The organism is Acidovorax sp. BL-A-41-H1 (genome assembly GCF_051942715.1).
Map to the genome: position 1 here is coordinate 15335 of NZ_JBPVJQ010000012.1, position 16991 is coordinate 32325.

Annotated in this window: 14 protein-coding genes; 7 read left to right on the plus strand and 7 right to left on the minus strand. The window is 65.6% G+C overall.

Annotated elements, in window-relative coordinates; all coding sequences use genetic code 11:
* Positions 1–133: 133 nt before the first annotated feature.
* Positions 134–2194, minus strand: a complete 2061-nt coding sequence (locus ACTPOI_RS24550; protein ID WP_440113958.1) for an ATP-binding protein — start codon at positions 2192–2194, stop codon at positions 134–136.
* A gap of 70 nt (positions 2195–2264) precedes the next feature.
* Between ACTPOI_RS24550 and ACTPOI_RS24555 the strand changes: the two genes are divergently transcribed.
* From ACTPOI_RS24555 to ACTPOI_RS24565, 3 genes are all read left to right on the plus strand, one after another.
* Positions 2265–2948 carry a response regulator transcription factor gene (locus ACTPOI_RS24555; RefSeq protein WP_094285853.1) on the plus strand — a complete coding sequence of 228 codons (684 nt, stop codon included), beginning with the start codon at positions 2265–2267 and terminating at the stop codon, positions 2946–2948.
* Positions 2949–3314: 366 nt separating this feature from the next.
* Positions 3315–5531, plus strand: a complete 2217-nt coding sequence (locus tag ACTPOI_RS24560; RefSeq protein ID WP_440113961.1) for an IPTL-CTERM sorting domain-containing protein — start codon at positions 3315–3317, stop codon at positions 5529–5531.
* A gap of 99 nt (positions 5532–5630) precedes the next feature.
* The gene (locus ACTPOI_RS24565; RefSeq protein ID WP_440113964.1) at positions 5631–6185 is read left to right on the plus strand and encodes a DUF3617 domain-containing protein; all 555 of its coding nucleotides are present in this window, start codon (positions 5631–5633) and stop codon (positions 6183–6185) included.
* A 119-nt stretch (positions 6186–6304) separates the two neighbouring features.
* On the opposite strand, the gene ACTPOI_RS24570 is transcribed toward ACTPOI_RS24565, so the two are convergent.
* The 4 genes from ACTPOI_RS24570 to ACTPOI_RS24585 form a co-directional block, all read right to left on the minus strand.
* Entirely contained in the window at positions 6305–7699 is a 1395-nt protein-coding gene (locus tag ACTPOI_RS24570; protein WP_440113967.1) for an alpha/beta fold hydrolase, read from the minus strand.
* Between the two features lie 78 nt (positions 7700–7777).
* Positions 7778–8893, minus strand: a complete 1116-nt coding sequence (locus tag ACTPOI_RS24575) for an acyl-CoA dehydrogenase family protein (RefSeq protein ID WP_440113970.1) — start codon at positions 8891–8893, stop codon at positions 7778–7780.
* A 23-nt stretch (positions 8894–8916) separates the two neighbouring features.
* The gene (locus ACTPOI_RS24580) at positions 8917–10098 is read right to left on the minus strand and encodes an acyl-CoA dehydrogenase family protein (protein ID WP_094285378.1); all 1182 of its coding nucleotides are present in this window, start codon (positions 10096–10098) and stop codon (positions 8917–8919) included.
* 46 nt (positions 10099–10144) lie between these two features.
* Positions 10145–10849: a YceH family protein gene (locus tag ACTPOI_RS24585; protein WP_440113973.1), complete on the minus strand. Its 705-nt coding sequence runs from the start codon at positions 10847–10849 to the stop codon at positions 10145–10147.
* A gap of 24 nt (positions 10850–10873) precedes the next feature.
* On the opposite strand from ACTPOI_RS24585, the gene purN reads away from it, so the two are divergent.
* Positions 10874–11455 (plus strand): phosphoribosylglycinamide formyltransferase, encoded by a 582-nt coding sequence (purN, locus tag ACTPOI_RS24590; RefSeq protein WP_094285380.1) that lies wholly within the window; start codon positions 10874–10876, stop codon positions 11453–11455.
* Between the two features lie 197 nt (positions 11456–11652).
* Here purN and xopAW read toward each other — a convergent pair whose 3' ends face one another.
* The gene (gene xopAW / locus ACTPOI_RS24595) at positions 11653–12636 is read right to left on the minus strand and encodes a XopAW family type III secretion system calcium-binding effector (protein ID WP_440113976.1); all 984 of its coding nucleotides are present in this window, start codon (positions 12634–12636) and stop codon (positions 11653–11655) included.
* A 251-nt stretch (positions 12637–12887) separates the two neighbouring features.
* Here xopAW and ACTPOI_RS24600 point away from each other — a divergent pair, with 251 nt between their 5' ends.
* Positions 12888–13616 (plus strand): response regulator, encoded by a 729-nt coding sequence (locus tag ACTPOI_RS24600; protein WP_094285382.1) that lies wholly within the window; start codon positions 12888–12890, stop codon positions 13614–13616.
* Complete coding sequence (locus ACTPOI_RS24605; RefSeq protein ID WP_440113979.1) at positions 13616–14740, plus strand: ATP-binding protein; 1125 nt, start codon at positions 13616–13618, stop codon at positions 14738–14740. Before ACTPOI_RS24600 ends, ACTPOI_RS24605 begins: the two co-directional genes overlap by 1 nt.
* Before the next feature lie 12 nt (positions 14741–14752).
* On the opposite strand, the gene ACTPOI_RS24610 is transcribed toward ACTPOI_RS24605, so the two are convergent.
* Positions 14753–15007 carry a DUF1653 domain-containing protein gene (locus tag ACTPOI_RS24610; protein ID WP_440113981.1) on the minus strand — a complete coding sequence of 85 codons (255 nt, stop codon included), beginning with the start codon at positions 15005–15007 and terminating at the stop codon, positions 14753–14755.
* Positions 15008–15077: 70 nt separating this feature from the next.
* On the opposite strand from ACTPOI_RS24610, the gene ACTPOI_RS24615 reads away from it, so the two are divergent.
* Complete coding sequence (locus tag ACTPOI_RS24615; protein ID WP_440113984.1) at positions 15078–16931, plus strand: M48 family metalloprotease; 1854 nt, start codon at positions 15078–15080, stop codon at positions 16929–16931.
* The last annotated feature ends 60 nt before the right edge of the window (positions 16932–16991 follow it).

The following is a 16991-nucleotide window of genomic DNA, read 5'->3' on the forward strand; positions in this document are numbered from 1 at the left end:
TGCTGGATGGTTGCAAACGGGCCGCTGTGCGGTCTGCCAGGCTCTGCGAGCCCGTATCGATAAGGAATGGATGCTGAATTATCCAGGATTCCTGCCGCAGGCCCTTGGGGGTAGGCAACGGCTGCGCGGCGCCTCAGCCCTGGCCGATGCGCTGGGCTTGCAGGGACAGCGTGAAACAGGTGCCTTCTCCCACTGTGGATTCGACGGTGATGTCGCCACCATGCAGGCGCGCCACCCTGCGCGCCACCCAAAGTCCCAGGCCAAACCCTCTGCTTTGGTCGGTGCGGTCACCCCGTTCAAACCGTTCAAAGATCCGGTTCATGACATCGAGTGACATGCCGGAGCCTTCATCCGCCACCGAAATTTCCAGAAGCCCTGATTCCCCTCTGCGTGCCGCGATGAAAATCTCCCCCGCTGCGGCGTACTTCACGGCGTTGTCCACCAGGTTGGACAGCGCGATGTGTACCAGCGTTGCATCGCACACCCACTCCTCGGGTGCGGCGTCGGTGAACAACTGCAAGTGGTGGCGTGGAGACCAGTGCACCAACTGTGCCGCGTGCTGCAGCAGATCGCTCACTCTGGTGGGCGACGCCTGTAGCGAGAATCCCGCGCTATCCAATCTTTCATTGATCAGGCAACTGTCTACCAATGATGTGAGGCGCCTGCAGGCCCTGCGGATCTGTGCTGCACGGTCAGTTTGGGATGGAAGATCGGGCGAAGGAAAGGCCTGTTGTTCCGCTGCTGCGCTATCTATAACGGCCAGAGGGGTTCTGAACTCATGGCTGATCATGTGAAAGAACTGCTTTTGCTCATCCCGCAGAGTTCGTTCGTTCTCCAGGGCCTGGCCCAACGCAGTTTGTGCCTCCGTGAGCTGAGCGGTGCGCTGCTCGATGCGCTCCTCCAGAGAATGCTCGGACAGGGCTAGCCGCTCGATAGCCCGGTCCTTGGCCAGTTGCGCCTGTCGGTACCGTGCCACCATGCCGACAAAAACAGCGATGGCGAGCAAACTGGTGAAGGCGATGGCTTCCAGTTGCCAGAGCGAGGTTGCATCTATCCTCAATGGGACCAGTCCTGTCATGAGGATGGCGATGGGGACCCCGCCCAAGCCGTGCAGGCCATAGGCAGCGAGCAGCAGCGCATGCGCAGCGATGCGATCTCGCCGTCGCAATGTCAGCAAGCACAGGACCACGCCCGCCACGTCGGCGGCGAGCAGGGAGACCAGGTTGACCCACGCCACGGCCGGGTAAAACCCCAGCGGCACGCTCAAGGTACCGAGCAAGTTCAGTGCGATCAGGAATGTGAGGAGCCTGTCTGTCCTGCGGTAGCGGGTTCCGCGCGTCAGCTGTTCTTTGATCTGCCAAGCCAGCATGGCGGGCAGCAGAAATGCCCCTATGCCCACGGCGTGGCTGGCCCACACCGTGAATTCGTCCGGCGACCAGAGGCTCCCGTAGCCGCGCACATTGAAGATGTGGATGGTGCTGACGGTTCCCAGCACAGCCAGCGAGAACAGCGCGCGCGTGCGGAAGATGGCAGTCGCCGCCCAAATACAGACGAGCAAGATCGCCATGGCACCAAAGTACAACCCCATGCCGCGCTCGGATCGGGCAAGTTCTACCGCTAGCGCCTCTGTGGTGAGCACCTCCGCCTGGAACTGTATGGCGCTGGTGGTCTGGATTCGAACCAAGGCCGTTTGGCCGGGTACCAGGCGAAAGAGGTGTTGCCGGATGCCGACTTTTTGGTTCGGCGGAACCAAGTCGCCGCTGGTTTGCTCCAGCCACTCCCCGTTCACACCCTTCTGGTAGAGGGTCACGAAGTCGAGATAAGTGGGTTGGGCGAGTAGCCAGAGGCCTTCCTGGCCGGGGCCCAGGGTGGGGGCAGGCACCTCAAACCGAAGCCATACGGTATGGCCCAGATACCCTGCGTTCAAGGGGGTGCTCAGCCGGGATGTCATGGCACTCGTCTCGGTGGCAGCCACGGCATCGGGCCCGAGATGACCGAGTGGGTCATCCAGTCTGTCCATGGGAATGTCCCAGCCTAGCTGGGCGGTGGCGAACAGCGTGGAGGACCGGGCTGTTGCAGGCCACAAGGCGATCACCACAAGCAGGCAGACCCACAGCGCAGCCAGCCAGCAGCACGCCGTATGAGATTGGATTGGAGGTGGGTTGGCTGTGAGTTTTCGTGAGTTGTTGTGCATGGCTGGCTCGTCGATGCGCTGACACAATGGTACGTAGCCAAATGTTTCGGACCCACCATCTATTCCTGTCATGTCTGCAGAACCGATCATCGCAGTCGTAGAGGACGACGAAGACATCCGCAGCAATGTGTGCCGGTTTCTCGGGCGCTCGGGTTTCCAGTCCTGGGGGGCAGATTCCGCGGAGGATTTTTATGTCCGCCTACTGCGCAGCCGTGCCGATCTGGTGGTCATTGACATCGGATTGCCCGGCGAGGATGGCTTGAGCCTGCTGACCCGATTGGCTGCGCAGGGTGTGCCTACCGTGCTGATGACGGCCCGCGCGGATCTGGACAGCCGGATCAAGGGGCTGGAGGCCGGTGCCTTGCAGTATTTCGTCAAGCCGGTCGATATGCAGGAACTGGTTGCAGGCATTCGGTCCCAGTTGCGCAACAAGCAATTGCATGGCGGCGGCGAAGCGGTGGCAGCCGTGCCGTGGCAACTGGACTCTGCCAGCGCAACTTTGCGGGCCCCCAATCAGCAGACCGTGGCCCTCACGACCCGGGAGCTGGAGCTTCTGTCCTGCCTCATGCAGACACGGGGCGCGGTGGTGAGCAAACAGGCCCTGGTCCAGGCCGTGGGGGGGCGCGCGCTGGATGACGATTTCCATCGCATCGAGTCTGCTCTGACGCGGCTGCGCCGCAAGACCCTCGAAGCCACCGGCACGCCTTTGCCGGTGCGGGCGGTGTTTGGCAAAGGGCTTGTCTTCGTGCCTTAAACGACTGTCTGCCGGGGAGGGCATCGATTCATCCGGTGCTGGATCCCCCTCATACCCCACCTAAGAAATCCTTGCATCGGTGACCAGAAGGCCGCCGAGGGGTGGCTTCGTCTGCGTGCGCCGTTTTTGCGTGAAGTGTGTGTTCGTTTTGTATCTGCCTGCGTTCGCAAGTGCGTCGGCAGCTTATCTACCAAGAGGGGGAATGTGTTGAAAACAATGAGTATGTGGAAAGTGGCGCGGGCATTGGCGCGTCAGTGCCTGCGAAGCGTGCTTGCGGCTGGTGCTGGCGCGTTGCTGGCGACTTCCGTTGCACAAGCAGGTGTTGTCAATGGCAATTTTGAAACCGGGGATTTCACGGGTTGGACGGTGACGCACTACCAGAACATCGGTATTGCTACCTTCCCTCCTACCCAGAAAAGCCATCTGAACTTGCAGCCGCCTGGCCAGGCGCCTGTGACCCAGGTGGTGAGCACGGCATCGGGTACGCCCGCCAACGCACCGGACGCTCCTGGCCAGGCTTTGAGTATTCCCTTTCAGGGCACCTACAGCGCGCGCGTGAACGCGCGTGGCAACAACAATCGGGCCAGTGGCATCCATCAGTCCGCGCAGATGGTGCTCGGCGACGTTGACCCTGTCGATGGCAAGGTGCACCTGCGCATGGCGGTCGCGCCGGTGATTCAAGACGGTGGCCATGCTCCCGATGGTCAAGCCTATTTCTATGTAGAAGTGCGGAATGTCACCAAGGGCACGCGCCTCTTCTACACGTTCAATTTCGCAGCCCAGCCGGGTGTGCCCTGGCAGACCGTGGGCGGCTACCAGTACACGGGATGGCAGGCAATTGATGTGGCGCCTGGCAGTGGTTTGCTGGACGTGGGTGACACCGTGGAGGTGGAAATCATCGCCTCAGGCTGTAGCGCAGGCGGCCACTCGGGTGAAGTCTATGTGGACTCGATCGGGCCGTTCTTCGCGGGTCTTCTGGTGTCTGCAACCGGGCCGACTACGGCGCAGCCCAGCGACAACGTGACCTACACCTACACCTACAGCAACAACAGCGGGGTGATGGTTTTCAACAGCCAGGTCAGCGCCACCAGCCCACAGATTCGCAACAGCACCAACACCGCGACCATTGATGCCGTCTTCCAGTCGGTGAGTGTGCCTGCGGGAGCGTCTTGCACCACGCCGGCCGTGGGGTCTGCCGGTACCGTGACCTGCGACTTCGGTTCCTTGGTCGATCACCAGAGCGGTACCTTCCAGATCGTCTGGGGCATTCCTGCCAATGCGAGCACGACCAGTCCGAACAACTCGCTGAATCACGGTACGTACTCCATGTCCGCCACGGGCGCCAGCACGGTGCTGGGCCCCATGGTGCAGACGCAGGTGGTGAGCGGTGCCACGCTCACGGACCTGGTGGTGACCGTGACCGACGGTGCATCGGCCAGTGCAGTGGGCAGCACGTCCACCTACACGGTGGTGGTGACCAACAATGGTCCCTCGCCCGTGATCGGCGCCACCCTGACCCAGCCCACCGTTTCGGGCCTGACCGTAGGAAGCTGGACCTGCAGCGGTGCGGGCGGCGGTGCCTGCCAGGCAGGTGCTCCTGCTGCAGGCGCATTGCCTGGTGGCGGCGTCTTGCTGGATGTCCCTGTGGGCGGCAGCGTCACCCTCACGTTTGGAGCAACGGTGACGGGCCCCACGTCCGCGTCCACAGTTTTCAACATCGCGCCCCCGGCAGGTGTCACAGACAGCAACACGGCCAACAACACGGCGGGTGACACCAACTCGGCGGCTGCAACCTTGCATAACCTGACCCTGACGAAGTCGGGGGCGGGCAGTGGAACGGTGGTCAGTGTTCCTGCTGGCATGAGCTGCGGCGCCACCTGCGCCATGCCCGTGGCCAATGGTGGCCAGGCCATCCTCACGGCGACGGCAGCGGCGGGTAGCATTTTTACGGGCTGGTCGGGTGCGTGCACTGGAGCGGCCAACCCATGTACCGTGCCGGCCATGACGGCCGACGCGGCCGTGACTGCCAACTTCGCGTTGTCAGCTACCGTCACCATGACATCCGGTGCCGGTGGGACCGTGTCGCCCGGAACCTCGCGCACAGTGGCTGTGGGCGGTTCCGTGACCTATACGCTGACACCCGGTGCGGGGAACATCCCCAGCGCGAGCGGCACGTGCAATGGCGTGCTCGCAGGCAACACCTACACGATCAATCCTGTGACTGCGGATTGCAACGTGGCCTTCAGCTTTGCGGCCTTGGCCGTGACGGCCAGTGCAGGCCCCAACGGAACCGTGACGCCCTTGGGGGTGACCAACGTTGCGGCGCCCGGCAATACCGTGGTGTACACCGTGACACCCAGCCCGGGCTATACCGCGCGGGTCGCTTCGGGGGGCAGCGCCTGTGGTGGCAACCTGGTGGGCAACACCTATACAACCAATCCGGTCAATGCGTCTTGCACGGTGGCGTTTTCGTTTGTGATGGTGCCGACGTCCATTCCTACCTTGTCGGAATGGGGCCTGCTGATCCTGTCGGCCTTGATGGCGCTGTTCTTTGTGGGCATGCACCGACGCCAGATGCGCTGAGCTGACTTCAGCCCGATGCGATGAATCGGGTTCGGCGGCGCCATCTGCCGCCGAACCCTTTTCTTTTTTGTTTTGAAGGGTAGAGCGATGAATCGAGCGATGCACAGGATTTGCGCACCGTGGGTGGCTGGCCTGGGGATTTTGGCGTTTGCAGCGGGGCCTGTGTTTGCCCAGACGCAGTCGCTGCCGGTGAGAAAAGCCGGACTGTGGGAGGTCACGATCCGGGGCGCGGGCGATTCCATGATGCGGCAACAGAAGGTGCTGCAGTGCACCAATGAAGAGTTCGAATCCATCATGCTGCTGTCCGTGGTTCCTGGCCAGGAACACTGCCATGACGTGGCCGTGAAGAAGTCAGGGAAGGGGCATGAAATACGCACCATGTGCTACGTGCACGACAACCGGGTGGAAGCCGCTGTGGAACTGTCGGGAGACTTGCAGGCCGCTTATCGGGGCGTCTTTGAGGTGAAGTACTCCAAGCCGGTGCGCTTCAACCCTGGCCGGACAGAGTTTGAGGGGCGCTGGTTGGGGGCGTGCAAGGCAGGCCAGCGCGCGGGAGACATGTTGCTGCCCAACGGCGCAACGGTGAACGTGGTGGACGACCGCAAACGTGCCGAGGCCCACGGGCACCAGGGGCATGAAGGGCACAAACACTGAAGGTGTAGTGCACAAGGGGGTATTGCGCGGGCGCCAGCTTCGTCCTTCGTCCTTTGCCCTCCGCATGAGAGGCAGGCCAAGGCTGCGCGGCAATGCGCAGCCTTCGGCTTTGGTCTGGGCTACTGGCTGATTTCCAGCATCACCAGACGCCCCTGCGAGGCAGGCCAGGTCTGGCCCACCACGCGTTCGCCGTTGAACTCGGCTGCAATCGTGCGCTGCCCGCCCGAGGGCTTGACCTTGGCTGTCGCCACGCCCGCGCCAGCGGGCACACCTGCCGGTGCCGCACCATCCAGCAGCATCTTGTCGCGCGCCGGGTCCAGGTAGCCCCGGGGGCGGGTGAGGGTGACGATGGACTCTGCAGCCTTGTCCGCGTCGGCCATGCGTTCTGCGCGCAGGTGGATGAGGTTGCTGCTGCGGGGAAAGCCGCTGCGGTAGATGTGGGTGGTGGCGTAGCCGGGCGCTGAAATCACGAACTCGGTGGGGGTGCCAGGCGGGATGCTCAACGGCCCCCACACGCCATCGGCCCCCACGGTCTTGCGCAGCAGTGGCGGGCCACTGCGGGCGCCGGTGGCGGCGTCGGTGGCATAGACCTCCAGCTGGGCGCCTGCCAGTGGCAGGTTGTTGCTGAAGTTGCCGGTCTTCGCGTCGGCCGGGTCTACACCGAGGCCGGTGACCTTGCCATTCAGCACCACCTGCTTTTCTGCCGCGATGGTGGTGGCCTGCGGAGCCTTGCCGGTGATGAAGCGGTAGGTGGCTTCAAACGCGGCGGGCGAGTACGAGGTCTCGCGGTGGTCGATGCGCGGGATCACCACATTGGTGGCGCCTTTGAGCTCGGGCCCCGCGGCGGTCACGTTGGTGGCGGTGCCCTTCTGGCCGATCCACAGACCATCGGGCTGGGCGAACTTGTCGTTGTTGTCCGAGCGGATGGTCAGCCATTTCACGGGGCCGCTCACCTCGTCGCCTGCCGCATTTTTGGGCGCGTTCAGTGCTTTGAGAAAAGGGCCCGTGCCCGAGAACTCGTTGCCTTCGCGGAACCCCGGAATGGCCCACACGCCGTGGTTGGGTGTACCGCCCAGAATGGCGTGGCTCACGGTTTTTTCACCCCCGCCGTTGTAGATGTAGTTGCGGATGGCGTTGCCGCCGCGCGAATTGCCCACCAGCACGACCTGGCGGGCACCGGTGGTTTTGAGCACCTTGTCCACTTCGGCCTGGAGGTAGGCCATGTGCTCTGCGGCTGATGTGCGGCCTGGCTGGGGCTTGGCATCTTCATCGCGCGCGAGTGGGTAGGGCAGGTCGATCGCGTGCAGGCGCTCGCGCGGCCAGCCGTTGGATTCGAAGCGCCACACGGTGGTCTGCCACAGCGCGGCGGTGTCGCCATTGCCGTGCACAAAAACGATGGGCGGGGCCTCGGCCAGGCCGGGGCTCTGGGTGGCACAACCAGCCAGGGCCAGGGTGGCTGCCGCAGCAGCGGTGGCGAGGAGGAGGGATCGGCGTTGCAGCCACAGCGTGTTCATCGGAAGGTCTCCTGAAAGAAAAAATGCCCGTGAGCCGGTCAGCCCACGAGCATTGCACAAGTGCGTGACAGCTCCGGTTTATGCAAAAACGCCAGCGGTGTCCTGCATGCGGGCCGACACCTCGCCCAGGTGGTGCAGGGTGTCGCCAAAGGTCATTTCCAGCTGCGTGAGCTTCTTGAAATAGTGGCTGCCGATGTACTCATCGGTCACGCCGATGCCACCGTGCAATTGCACCGATTGCTGGCCCACAAAGCGCATCGATTGGCCCAGCTGCACCTTGGCGCGGGCCATGGCAGCGCGGCGTTCGGCCGCAGGGGCGCCGAGCTTGAGGCTGGCGTAGTAGCTCATCGAGCGGGCCAGTTCCAGCTGCATCTTCATGTCGGCCACACGGTGGCGCAGTGCCTGGAAGCTGGCGATGAACACGCCGAACTGCTTGCGCTGGTTCATGTATTCGACGGTGAGCGCCACGGTCTTGTCCATCACGCCCACGGCTTCGGCGCAGGTGGCGGCAATGCCGGTGTCCACGGCCAGCTCCAGCGCGGCCAGGCCGTCGGTGGTGATGAGCGTGGCGGGGGTGTTGGCCAGTTGCACTTCGGCGGCGCGGCTGCCGTCTTGCGTGACGTAGCCGCGCGTGGTGACACCAGCGGCCGAGCGTTCCACGAGGAAGAGAGCGATTTTTCCGTCCAGCTGCGCAGGCACGATGAAGGCATCGGCCTGGTCGCCAGCGGCTACTATGCTTTTTGTAGCTGTTACGGCATATCCAGCGGGCGCAGAGGCCGCTTTTGCCTCGCAAACATCCAGGCGGTAGCGTGCCTTGCGCTCCTGGTAGGCCAGCACCACCAGCGCTTCACCGCTGGCCACGCGGGGCAGCCAGGCGCCTTGCACGTCGGCGGGTGCGTAGTGTGACAGCACGCTGCTGGCGATGAAGGCCTGGGCGATGGGCTCCAGCACCATGCCACGGCCCAGTTCCTCGGCCACCACCATGGCGTCGATCGCGCCCTGGCCCATGCCGTCGTGGGCTTCGGGCACGGTCAGCGCGGTCAGGCCCAGTTCCGCCAGCTCGCCCCAGGCGGCGCGGTCAAAACCGCCTGCGGCCACGGTGGCGCGACGGCGCTCGAACGTGTAGCCCTTGTCCACCCACTTGCGCACGGCGTCGCGCAGTTGTTCCTGGTCGTCAGAAAAATCGAAATCCATGTTCTTGTCTCCTGGACTGGGGTTCAGCCGAGTACGGTCTGAGCCACGATGTTGCGTTGGACCTCGTTCGAGCCGCCGTAGATGGTGGTCTTGCGCAGGTTGAAGTAGGTGGATGCCAGTGGTGCGTTGGCGGTGACGCCGCCGGGGAAGTTGCCCTGCCAGCCCGCCTCCATGGCCTCTTCGATGAAGGGCAGGCTGAACGGGCCGGCGGCCAGCATCATCAGCTCGGCGTAGCGCTGCTGGATCTCGCTGCCCTTGATCTTGAGCAGACCCGCGATGTCGAGCGAGTTCTTGCCCGACTTCTCGGCCGACAGCACGCGCAGCACCAGCATTTCCAGCGCCACGATGTCCACTTCGAGCAGCGCGATCTGGTCACGGAAGCGCTGGTCATCCCACACACCTTCGGTCTTGGCAATGCGCTTCAAGCGTTCCAGCTCGCGCTTGCTGCGGTTCACGTCGGCGATGTTGGTGCGCTCGTGGCTCAGCAGGTGCTTGGCGTAGGTCCAGCCCTTGTTCTCTTCACCGATCAGGTTCTCTGCGGGCACTTCGACGTTGTCGAAGAACACTTCATTCACTTCGCACTCGCCGTCCAGCAGCTTGATGGGGCGCACGGTGACGCCCTTGGACTTCATGTCCAGCAGCAGGAAGGAGATGCCGGTCTGCGGCTTGCCTTCGTTGCTGGTGCGCACCAGGTTGAACATCCAGTCGCCATGCTGGCCCAGCGTGGTCCAGGTTTTCTGGCCGTTGACGATGTACTTGTCGCCCACACGCTCGGCGCGGGTCTTGACGCTGGCCAGGTCCGAGCCCGAACCGGGTTCGCTGTAGCCCTGGCTCCACCAGACTTCGCCGCTGGCGATGCCGGGCAAAAAGCGCTTTTGCTGCTCGGCATTGCCAAACGCCATGATCACCGGGGCCACCATCACCGGGCCGAAGGGCACGATGCGGGGCGCGCCAGCCAGCGCGCACTCTTCTTCAAACAGGTGCTTTTGCACGGCCGTCCAGCCGGGGCCACCAAATTCCTTGGGCCAGCCAAAACCGAGCCAGCCTTTTTTGCCCAGGATCTTGGCCCAGCCCTGCATGTCTGCACGGGTCAGGCGCAGGGCGTTGTGCACTTTGTGCGAGATTTCCTTGGGCAGGTTGGCGTGAACCCATGCGCGAACTTCGTCGCGGAAGGCCTGTTCTTCGGGGGTGAATGCGAGATCCATGCGGCTTGTCTCCTGAGAAGTCCTGTTTGTAGCACGGTCGTTCGTTTTATTCCTGTCCGGGTGGCGACATCGGCGCGGCGTCTGCGGCCATGCCCAGCTCTGCACACAGCCGTTGCACGGTGGCGCGCAGGCTGGCCACCTCGGCCTCCAGCGCGTCCACGCGGGCCTGCAGGGCGGGGGATGGCCCCGCTGCGCCGGTGCCTGGCTGGGGGGCATGGCTGCTGCTGGTGTCCACCGGCCCGCACATCAGGTGCGCCCAGCGCTGCTCGCGCGCGCCGGGTGCGCGGGGCAGCTGCACCACCAGCGGGCCGCCTTTTTCGGCGCTGCGTTCCTGCAACTCGTCCAGAAACGCCTCGACCGAGGAAATGTCGGCAAACCGGTACCAGCGCTCGGCGTTGATGCGCAGCTCGCCCGCCGTCTGCGGGCCGCGCAGCATCAGCAGGCCCAGCAACACGGCCGATTGTTCGGGCACGCCCACGCCACGCTGGAAGTTGTGCTCCCAGCGCGTGGTGCGGTTGCCGCTGCTCTCAAACGCCAGGGTCAGCAGCTTGAGCGAATCCAGCGCCTCCTGCGCCTCGGCATCGCTCAGGTTCATCACCGGATCGCGGCTGGTTTTCTGGTTGCAGCCGGTGACCAGGCCGTTGAGCGACATGGGGTAGCTGTCGGGCACGGTGCGCGCCTTCTCCATCAGGGTGGCAAGTACGCGGGCTTCGCTGGGGGTGAGGGGGCGGGTCGCAGGATCAAAAGGCATGGCTGGGATAATCCGGGGCAATTTATGAAGAACATCGTCATTCTGATCTCTGGCGGCGGCTCCAACATGGCCACTATCGTCCGGACTGCGCAGCAGGAGCACTGGGAGCAGCGCTACGGCGCCCGCGTGGCGGCCGTCATCAGCAACAAACCGGATGCTGCAGGGCTTGCTTTTGCGCGGGAGCAGGGCATTGCGACGGAGGCGCTGGACCACAAGGCCTTTGCCAGCCGCGAGGCGTTTGATGCCGAACTGGCCGCCACCATCGACCGCCACCAGCCCGCGCTGGTGGTGCTGGCCGGGTTCATGCGCATCCTGACGCCCGGGTTTGTGGCGCACTACGCGGGGCGGCTCATCAATATCCACCCCTCGCTGCTGCCCGCCTTTACCGGGCTGCACACGCACCAGCGCGCGATTGATGCAGGCTGCAAGTTTGCGGGCGTGACCGTGCACCAGGTGACGGCCGAACTGGACGTGGGCCCCATCCTGGACCAGGCCGTGGTGCCGGTGCTGCCTGGCGATACGGCCGAGACGCTGGCGGCGCGGGTGCTGACCCAGGAGCATGTGATCTACCCCCGCGCCGTGCGGGCGCTGGTGCAGGCGCTGTAGTGCCCTTGTGATGTCAATGCTATAAAAACAATAGCTTTAAAGGCAATATGGCCGCGCGCAGAGGCCTGTTTTTTGCCTGAAACCCACTGGCGCGCGCAGCTCGTCAACTGACGGGCGAATCGCACTGCGCGTGCCAAGGGGCTGGAAGAGGCTCCGTCCGCCCCCTTCCAGGGGCTGCGCGTGTCTCCCCGGCCGCGTCAGGCCACCGCGCTCAGGCTGCTGGTGCTGGACGATGCGGCGCTCCAGCCATTGGCGGCCAGCGCGTACTGCTGCCGCGCAAAGTCGGCCAGCCGCGCCAGGTCGGTGCGGCCGCCGGATTCGCTGCCGGTGGTCGCTGACTGGGCCTGGCGGGTCAGCTGGTCGATGAAGGCCTGGGACTCGCTGGTGCTGATGCTGGCGTCGCCATCGGTGTCGATGGCGTTGAACAGCGCGGTGATTGCGTCCTGCGCCACGCTGCTGGTGCTGCCTGCCAAGCGCTCGGCGGCCGAGACCGTGCCGTCCTCGTTGGTGTCCAGCGGGTCGTAGCTGGCGGCCGAGTTGCTGCCCCCAGCACCACCCGGCCCCCCGGGAGGCGGCGGCATGCCGCCCATGGCCTGCATGCCTCCTGCTTCTCCCCCCACGCCCGAAGGGCGGCCCGCGTCGAATTCGGCTTCGCTCAGGCTGCCGTCGCCATCCGCGTCCAGCTGGCTGAAGATTTCGTCGCTGCTCACGCCCGTCTTGCTGGCCGTGCCGCCGGACATGGCTTCCAGCAGGGCCTGCAGCTCGGTTTGGCTCACGCTGCCATCACCGTCGCTGTCCACCTTGCCAAACAGGTCGTCACCTGCCTCGCCGGTGGCGGCCGCGCTGGTGCTGCTGTCCCCGCTGCGCGACTGGGCAAACGCCATGGTCGAGGGGGGCGGGGGCAGCACGTTTTGCATCGTCTTGCCCAGCTCGTCGGCATTGAGGCTGCCATCGCCGTTGGCGTCGTACTGCTTGACCAGGTCGGCCGCGCTGGCCTGGCTGCTCATGCCGGTCTTTTTGGCCACATCGTCCAGCAGGCCCTGGAGTTCGGTGTCGCTCACGCCGCCGCTGCCGTCGGCATCGATTTTGGACAGCAGCCGCTCTGGCGAGGGCGGCGGGCGCGATGCCCGCTGCACGCTGGCACTGGACCAGGCACTGCTGACGCTACTGATGGTCGTCATCGTTGTTCCTTTCTTCCAAAGGCGGGTCGGTGCCTGGTCCCCCACAGCGGAAGCCCTCAGCCATGGCCCGCGTCCATTCTTGGGCGGGCATGTCTCCGGGGTTTGTCTGCTTTGTACCAAGGCCGGTACAAAGGGCGCCTGCAAGCTCCGAACAGGGGGGCAAATGCCCGCCAGATTGCCCAGAGGGCGCGGGGGCGGCTGCCTAAACTTGGGACGATCTTTTGGAGGCGTTTTTGCGCCTGTGCCCGCCCATGCAACACATCCTGGTGGTGGACGACGATGTGGAGATCACCACATTGCTCACCGAATACCTCGCCCGCTTTGGCTATGCCGCCCACGCAGCGGGTGATGCGCTGTCGATGCGGGCCCAGATGGCCGCGCACCCCATCGGCCTGGTGGTGCTGGACGTGATGCTGCCCGGCACCGACGGCATCACCCTGGCGCGGGAGCTGCGCGAGCGCTCCCGGGTGCCGATCATCATGCTCACCGCCCGCGCCAACCCCTATGACTGTGTGCTGGGCCTGGAAATGGGGGCCGACGACTACATGGGCAAACCCTTCGAGCCGCGCGAGCTGGTGGCCCGCATCCAGACCGTGCTGCGCCGCGTCGCGGGCGACACGGCTCCGGCCCGGCAGGGGCCGGACGAGGTGGTGCGTTTTGACGGCTGGACGCTGCACAGCATCGAGCGGCACCTGGTGTCCCCCCAGGGCGTGGTGGTGCCGCTGTCCAACGCCGAATTCCGCCTGCTCTGCACCTTTTTGCGCATGCCACGCCGCGTCTTCAGCCGCGACCAGCTCATGGAGCAGGCCCGGGGCCGGGCCATGGATGCGTTCGAGCGCAGCATCGACCTGCTGGTCTCGCGCCTGCGCAGCAAGCTGTCGGACGACCCGCGTTCGCCCTCGATGATCCGCACCGTGCGTGGCGCGGGCTATCTGTTCAACGTGCAGTCGCTGCAGGGGCAGGTGGGGTGGCCCCACTGATGGCCTCATGGATGGCGGCACGCGGGCGTGTGGCGCTGCAGCGCTGGTTGCCAAACACCTTGTTTGGACGGCTCGCGCTGCTGCTCATCGTGACGGTGATCGCGAGCCATGTGCTGGCGCTCACGCTCATGTTTGAACTGCGCCCGGCACACCCCGAACGCCCGCCGGGCCCGCCACCGCATTGGGGTGTGGCCGAGGGACGCCCCCTGCCACCCCCGGACCAGCCGCCCCATGGCGAACGGCCCGGTTTCTGGAATGCGCCGCCGTCGCTGCAGCTAGGCCTGCTGCTCGACATCGGCGTGCGCCTGGCCGCGCTGGTGGCCGTGGCCTGGTGGGCGGCACGCTGGCTGTCGCGCCCCATGCACCGGCTGGCCACGGCCGCGCAGCAGCTGGGCCGCGACATCAACCGCCCCCCGCTGCCCGAGGACGGCACGCTGGAGTGCCGCGACGCCAGCCGGGTGTTCAACCAGATGCAGGCGCGCATCCGCCAGCAACTGGCCGAGCGCGACCGGTTTGTGGCGGCGGTGTCGCACGACCTGCGCACACCGCTGACCCGGCTGCGCCTGCGCACCGAAAGCCTGGGCGATGCCCGTGCGCAGCAGCTGTTTCGCCGCGACATTGCCGAGATGGACGCCATGATCACCTCCACGCTGGACTACCTGCGCGGCGTGGCGGGCGCCGAGGCCTGGGCGCTGCTGGATGTGCGGGCGCTGGCCGACAGCCTGGCCGACGACCAGCTGGCCCTGGGCCACCGGGTCTCGGTGGCCGGGCAGGCGGCCCCGCTGCGTGCACAGGCCGTGGCGCTGAGGCGCTGCCTGGACAACCTGGTGGGCAACGCGATCCGCTACGGCGGCAGTGCGGAGATCACGCTGCACGATGCGGCCGATGCGCTGACCGTCGAGGTGCGCGACCATGGCCCCGGTTTGCCGCCGGAGGAACTGGAGCGCGTCATGGAGCCGTTCTACCGTGTCGAGGCCTCGCGCAACCGCCAGAGCGGCGGAGCGGGGCTGGGGCTCACCATTGCCAGCGATATTGCGCGCCGCCATGGCGGGCAGCTGGTGTTGCGCAATGCCGCAGGTGGCGGGCTGGTGGCGGCGGCCACCTTTCCGCGCAAGGCGGCTTGAAGAGGGCTGGTCTCAGCCCGCTTCGGCGGCGTCGTCGCATTTCTCAAAACGGGGCCGCAGCACGCCATCGATGAGCATCTGCTCTTCAAACATGGCGGCGGGGCGCACCCACAGGCCGCGCTGGCCATACAGCGCGCGGTACAGCGTCATGGGCTCCAGCGTCTCGCTGTGGCGCACGGTGTCGATCACCTCGTAAAGCATGCCCTTGTAGTGGCGGTACAGCCCCGGGGGCGTGCGGATGAGTGCGGGCAGGTCGTCGTCGGTCATGGTGGTGGGGCGGGGGCTCAAGTGGTTAGGATGGCGGCTGATAAAAATCAAGCAAGAGTGAGGGACGTCCGTGGATCAGGCAGATTTTGTGCATCTGGTGCGCATGAGCGAGCATGCCAGTGCCGACAACAGCCGAGCGTACCGCCGCAGTGTGGCGGCGTTTGCGGCGCTGGGCTACGCGTGGGTGCTGGGGTGCCTGGCGTTGGCCGTGGGTATTTTGATGTGGGTGGTGCCGCAGCTGCTGCACGGCCGCTTTCGTTTGGCGTTGGTTTGGGCGCTGCTCGGGGCGGGTGGGCTGCTCTGGGTCAGCCTGCGGGCCCTGTGGGTGCGGTTTGATGAGCCTGCCGGGGTGGAGATCACGGCGCTGGACGCTCCTGACCTGTTCGAGGCTCTGGCGCGCATCCGCCGCAAGATCAAGGGGCCGCCCATCCACAAGGTCACGCTCACCGACGAATTCAACGCCAGCATCCAGCAACTGCCGCGTTTTGGCCTGCTGGGCGGCGCCGTCAACCACCTGAGCATCGGCCTGCCCCTGTTGATGGCGCTGGACCGGCCGCGTTTCCTGGCCGTGCTGGCCCATGAATATGGGCATCTGCGCGGCGACCACGGCCGGTTTGCCGCCTGGATCTACCGGACGCGCCTGTCGTGGATGCGCCTGAACCACAGCCTGGCGGACGACGAAGGCCCGGTGGCGGCTGCCACCCAGGCCTTCATGCGCTGGTACTTTCCGCGCTTTTCTGCCAAGACCTTTGCGTTGGCCCGCCAGGACGAATACGAGGCCGACCGCATCGCGGGCAAGCTGCTGGGCCGCGATGTGACAGCCGCTGCGCTGGCCGAGATCGAGATCCGGGGCTCCTGGCTGCAGGCGGAGTTCTGGGGCAACCACTGGTGTGTGGCGGCCGACAACCCGGTGCCGGTGGGCCCCTACCGCAGCATGCGTCGCCAGCTGGCCAAGGCCCCCGACGCCGTGTTTGCCAACGATGCGTTGCGCCAGGCCCTCAAGCGCCTGAGCAGCGTGGACGACACCCACCCCGGCCTGCGCGACCGCATCGAGGCGCTGGATGCGACGCCCACCGTGCCGGACTGGTCGCGTGGGAATGCCCTGGCCCTGCTGGGCCCCGACGCCAAACGCTGGGTGACGCATTTCGACAAGCAATGGTGCCGCGACAACGCCACCGAGTGGAAGCAACACCACGCCTGGCTGGGGCGCGTGCGTGCCCGCGCCGAGGCACTGGGTGCCTCCACGGCGCAGAGCAGTGCCGCTGATCTGGTGGAGCTGGCGCGCCTGAAGCGCCACCTGGACCCGCATGCCGAAGTGCGTGCCCTGTACGAACTGGCGCTGGAGCGCAGCACCGATTACCCGGCCGCGCTGCGCGGGCTGGTGCCTTGCCTGCCCGAAGGCGACCGCGAAGCCAAGCTGCAGCTGTTGAACCGGGTGTGGGAAGCCGGCAGCAGTGACCGCTATTGGGCCGCACGCACGGCGCTGGCCGAGCTGGAAACCCCACGCCTGGGACTGGACCACGACGCCGCCGCCTTCAAGCAGTGGCGCAAGCGCCTGGAACGCGCCCAGGAGTCGGAAGAGCGTGCCTGGGAGGAGCTGTCGGGCACCTCGTTCTTCAGCCAGACCACGCGCAATGACCTGAGTTCTTTCGAGCTGGCCGAACTGCAGTCGGAACTGGCCCGCTGCGCCCCCCTGGCCCGCTGCTGGCTGGTGCGCAAGAACCTGCGCGAACACCCACAGCGCAGGGCCTACCTGGTGTTTGTGGAACTGCCGGGCATGGACGACGAAAGCCGCTACCACCTGTGCCGTGCGCTGGAACGCAACCTGAGCCTGCCCGGCCCCGCACTGGTGCTGTGGGCAGGCGAATCGCCGACGCTGCAGGAGATCCAGCGCTCGGCGTTCGAGCCCATCTACACCCGTTGACGTAGAAGCCCCGCACACAGCAGCGTTGTCATCTCCCTCCTTGCCGGGCACTGGGCCGGG

Excerpts from the sequence above, each read along its gene's own strand:
- ACTPOI_RS24550 (WP_440113958.1), bottom strand. The coding sequence starts at position 2,194 with ATGCACAACAACTCACGAAAACTCACAGCCAACCCACCTCCAATCCAA.
- ACTPOI_RS24555 (WP_094285853.1), top strand. The coding sequence starts at position 2,265 with ATGTCTGCAGAACCGATCATCGCAGTCGTAGAGGACGACGAAGACATC.
- ACTPOI_RS24565 (WP_440113964.1), top strand. The coding sequence starts at position 5,631 with ATGCACAGGATTTGCGCACCGTGGGTGGCTGGCCTGGGGATTTTGGCG.
- ACTPOI_RS24570 (WP_440113967.1), bottom strand. The coding sequence starts at position 7,699 with ATGAACACGCTGTGGCTGCAACGCCGATCCCTCCTCCTCGCCACCGCT.
- ACTPOI_RS24575 (WP_440113970.1), bottom strand. The coding sequence starts at position 8,893 with ATGGATTTCGATTTTTCTGACGACCAGGAACAACTGCGCGACGCCGTG.
- ACTPOI_RS24580 (WP_094285378.1), bottom strand. The coding sequence starts at position 10,098 with ATGGATCTCGCATTCACCCCCGAAGAACAGGCCTTCCGCGACGAAGTT.
- ACTPOI_RS24585 (WP_440113973.1), bottom strand. The coding sequence starts at position 10,849 with ATGCCTTTTGATCCTGCGACCCGCCCCCTCACCCCCAGCGAAGCCCGC.
- purN (WP_094285380.1), top strand. The coding sequence starts at position 10,874 with ATGAAGAACATCGTCATTCTGATCTCTGGCGGCGGCTCCAACATGGCC.
- xopAW (WP_440113976.1), bottom strand. The coding sequence starts at position 12,636 with ATGACGACCATCAGTAGCGTCAGCAGTGCCTGGTCCAGTGCCAGCGTG.
- ACTPOI_RS24600 (WP_094285382.1), top strand. The coding sequence starts at position 12,888 with ATGCAACACATCCTGGTGGTGGACGACGATGTGGAGATCACCACATTG.
- ACTPOI_RS24605 (WP_440113979.1), top strand. The coding sequence starts at position 13,616 with ATGGCCTCATGGATGGCGGCACGCGGGCGTGTGGCGCTGCAGCGCTGG.
- ACTPOI_RS24610 (WP_440113981.1), bottom strand. The coding sequence starts at position 15,007 with ATGACCGACGACGACCTGCCCGCACTCATCCGCACGCCCCCGGGGCTG.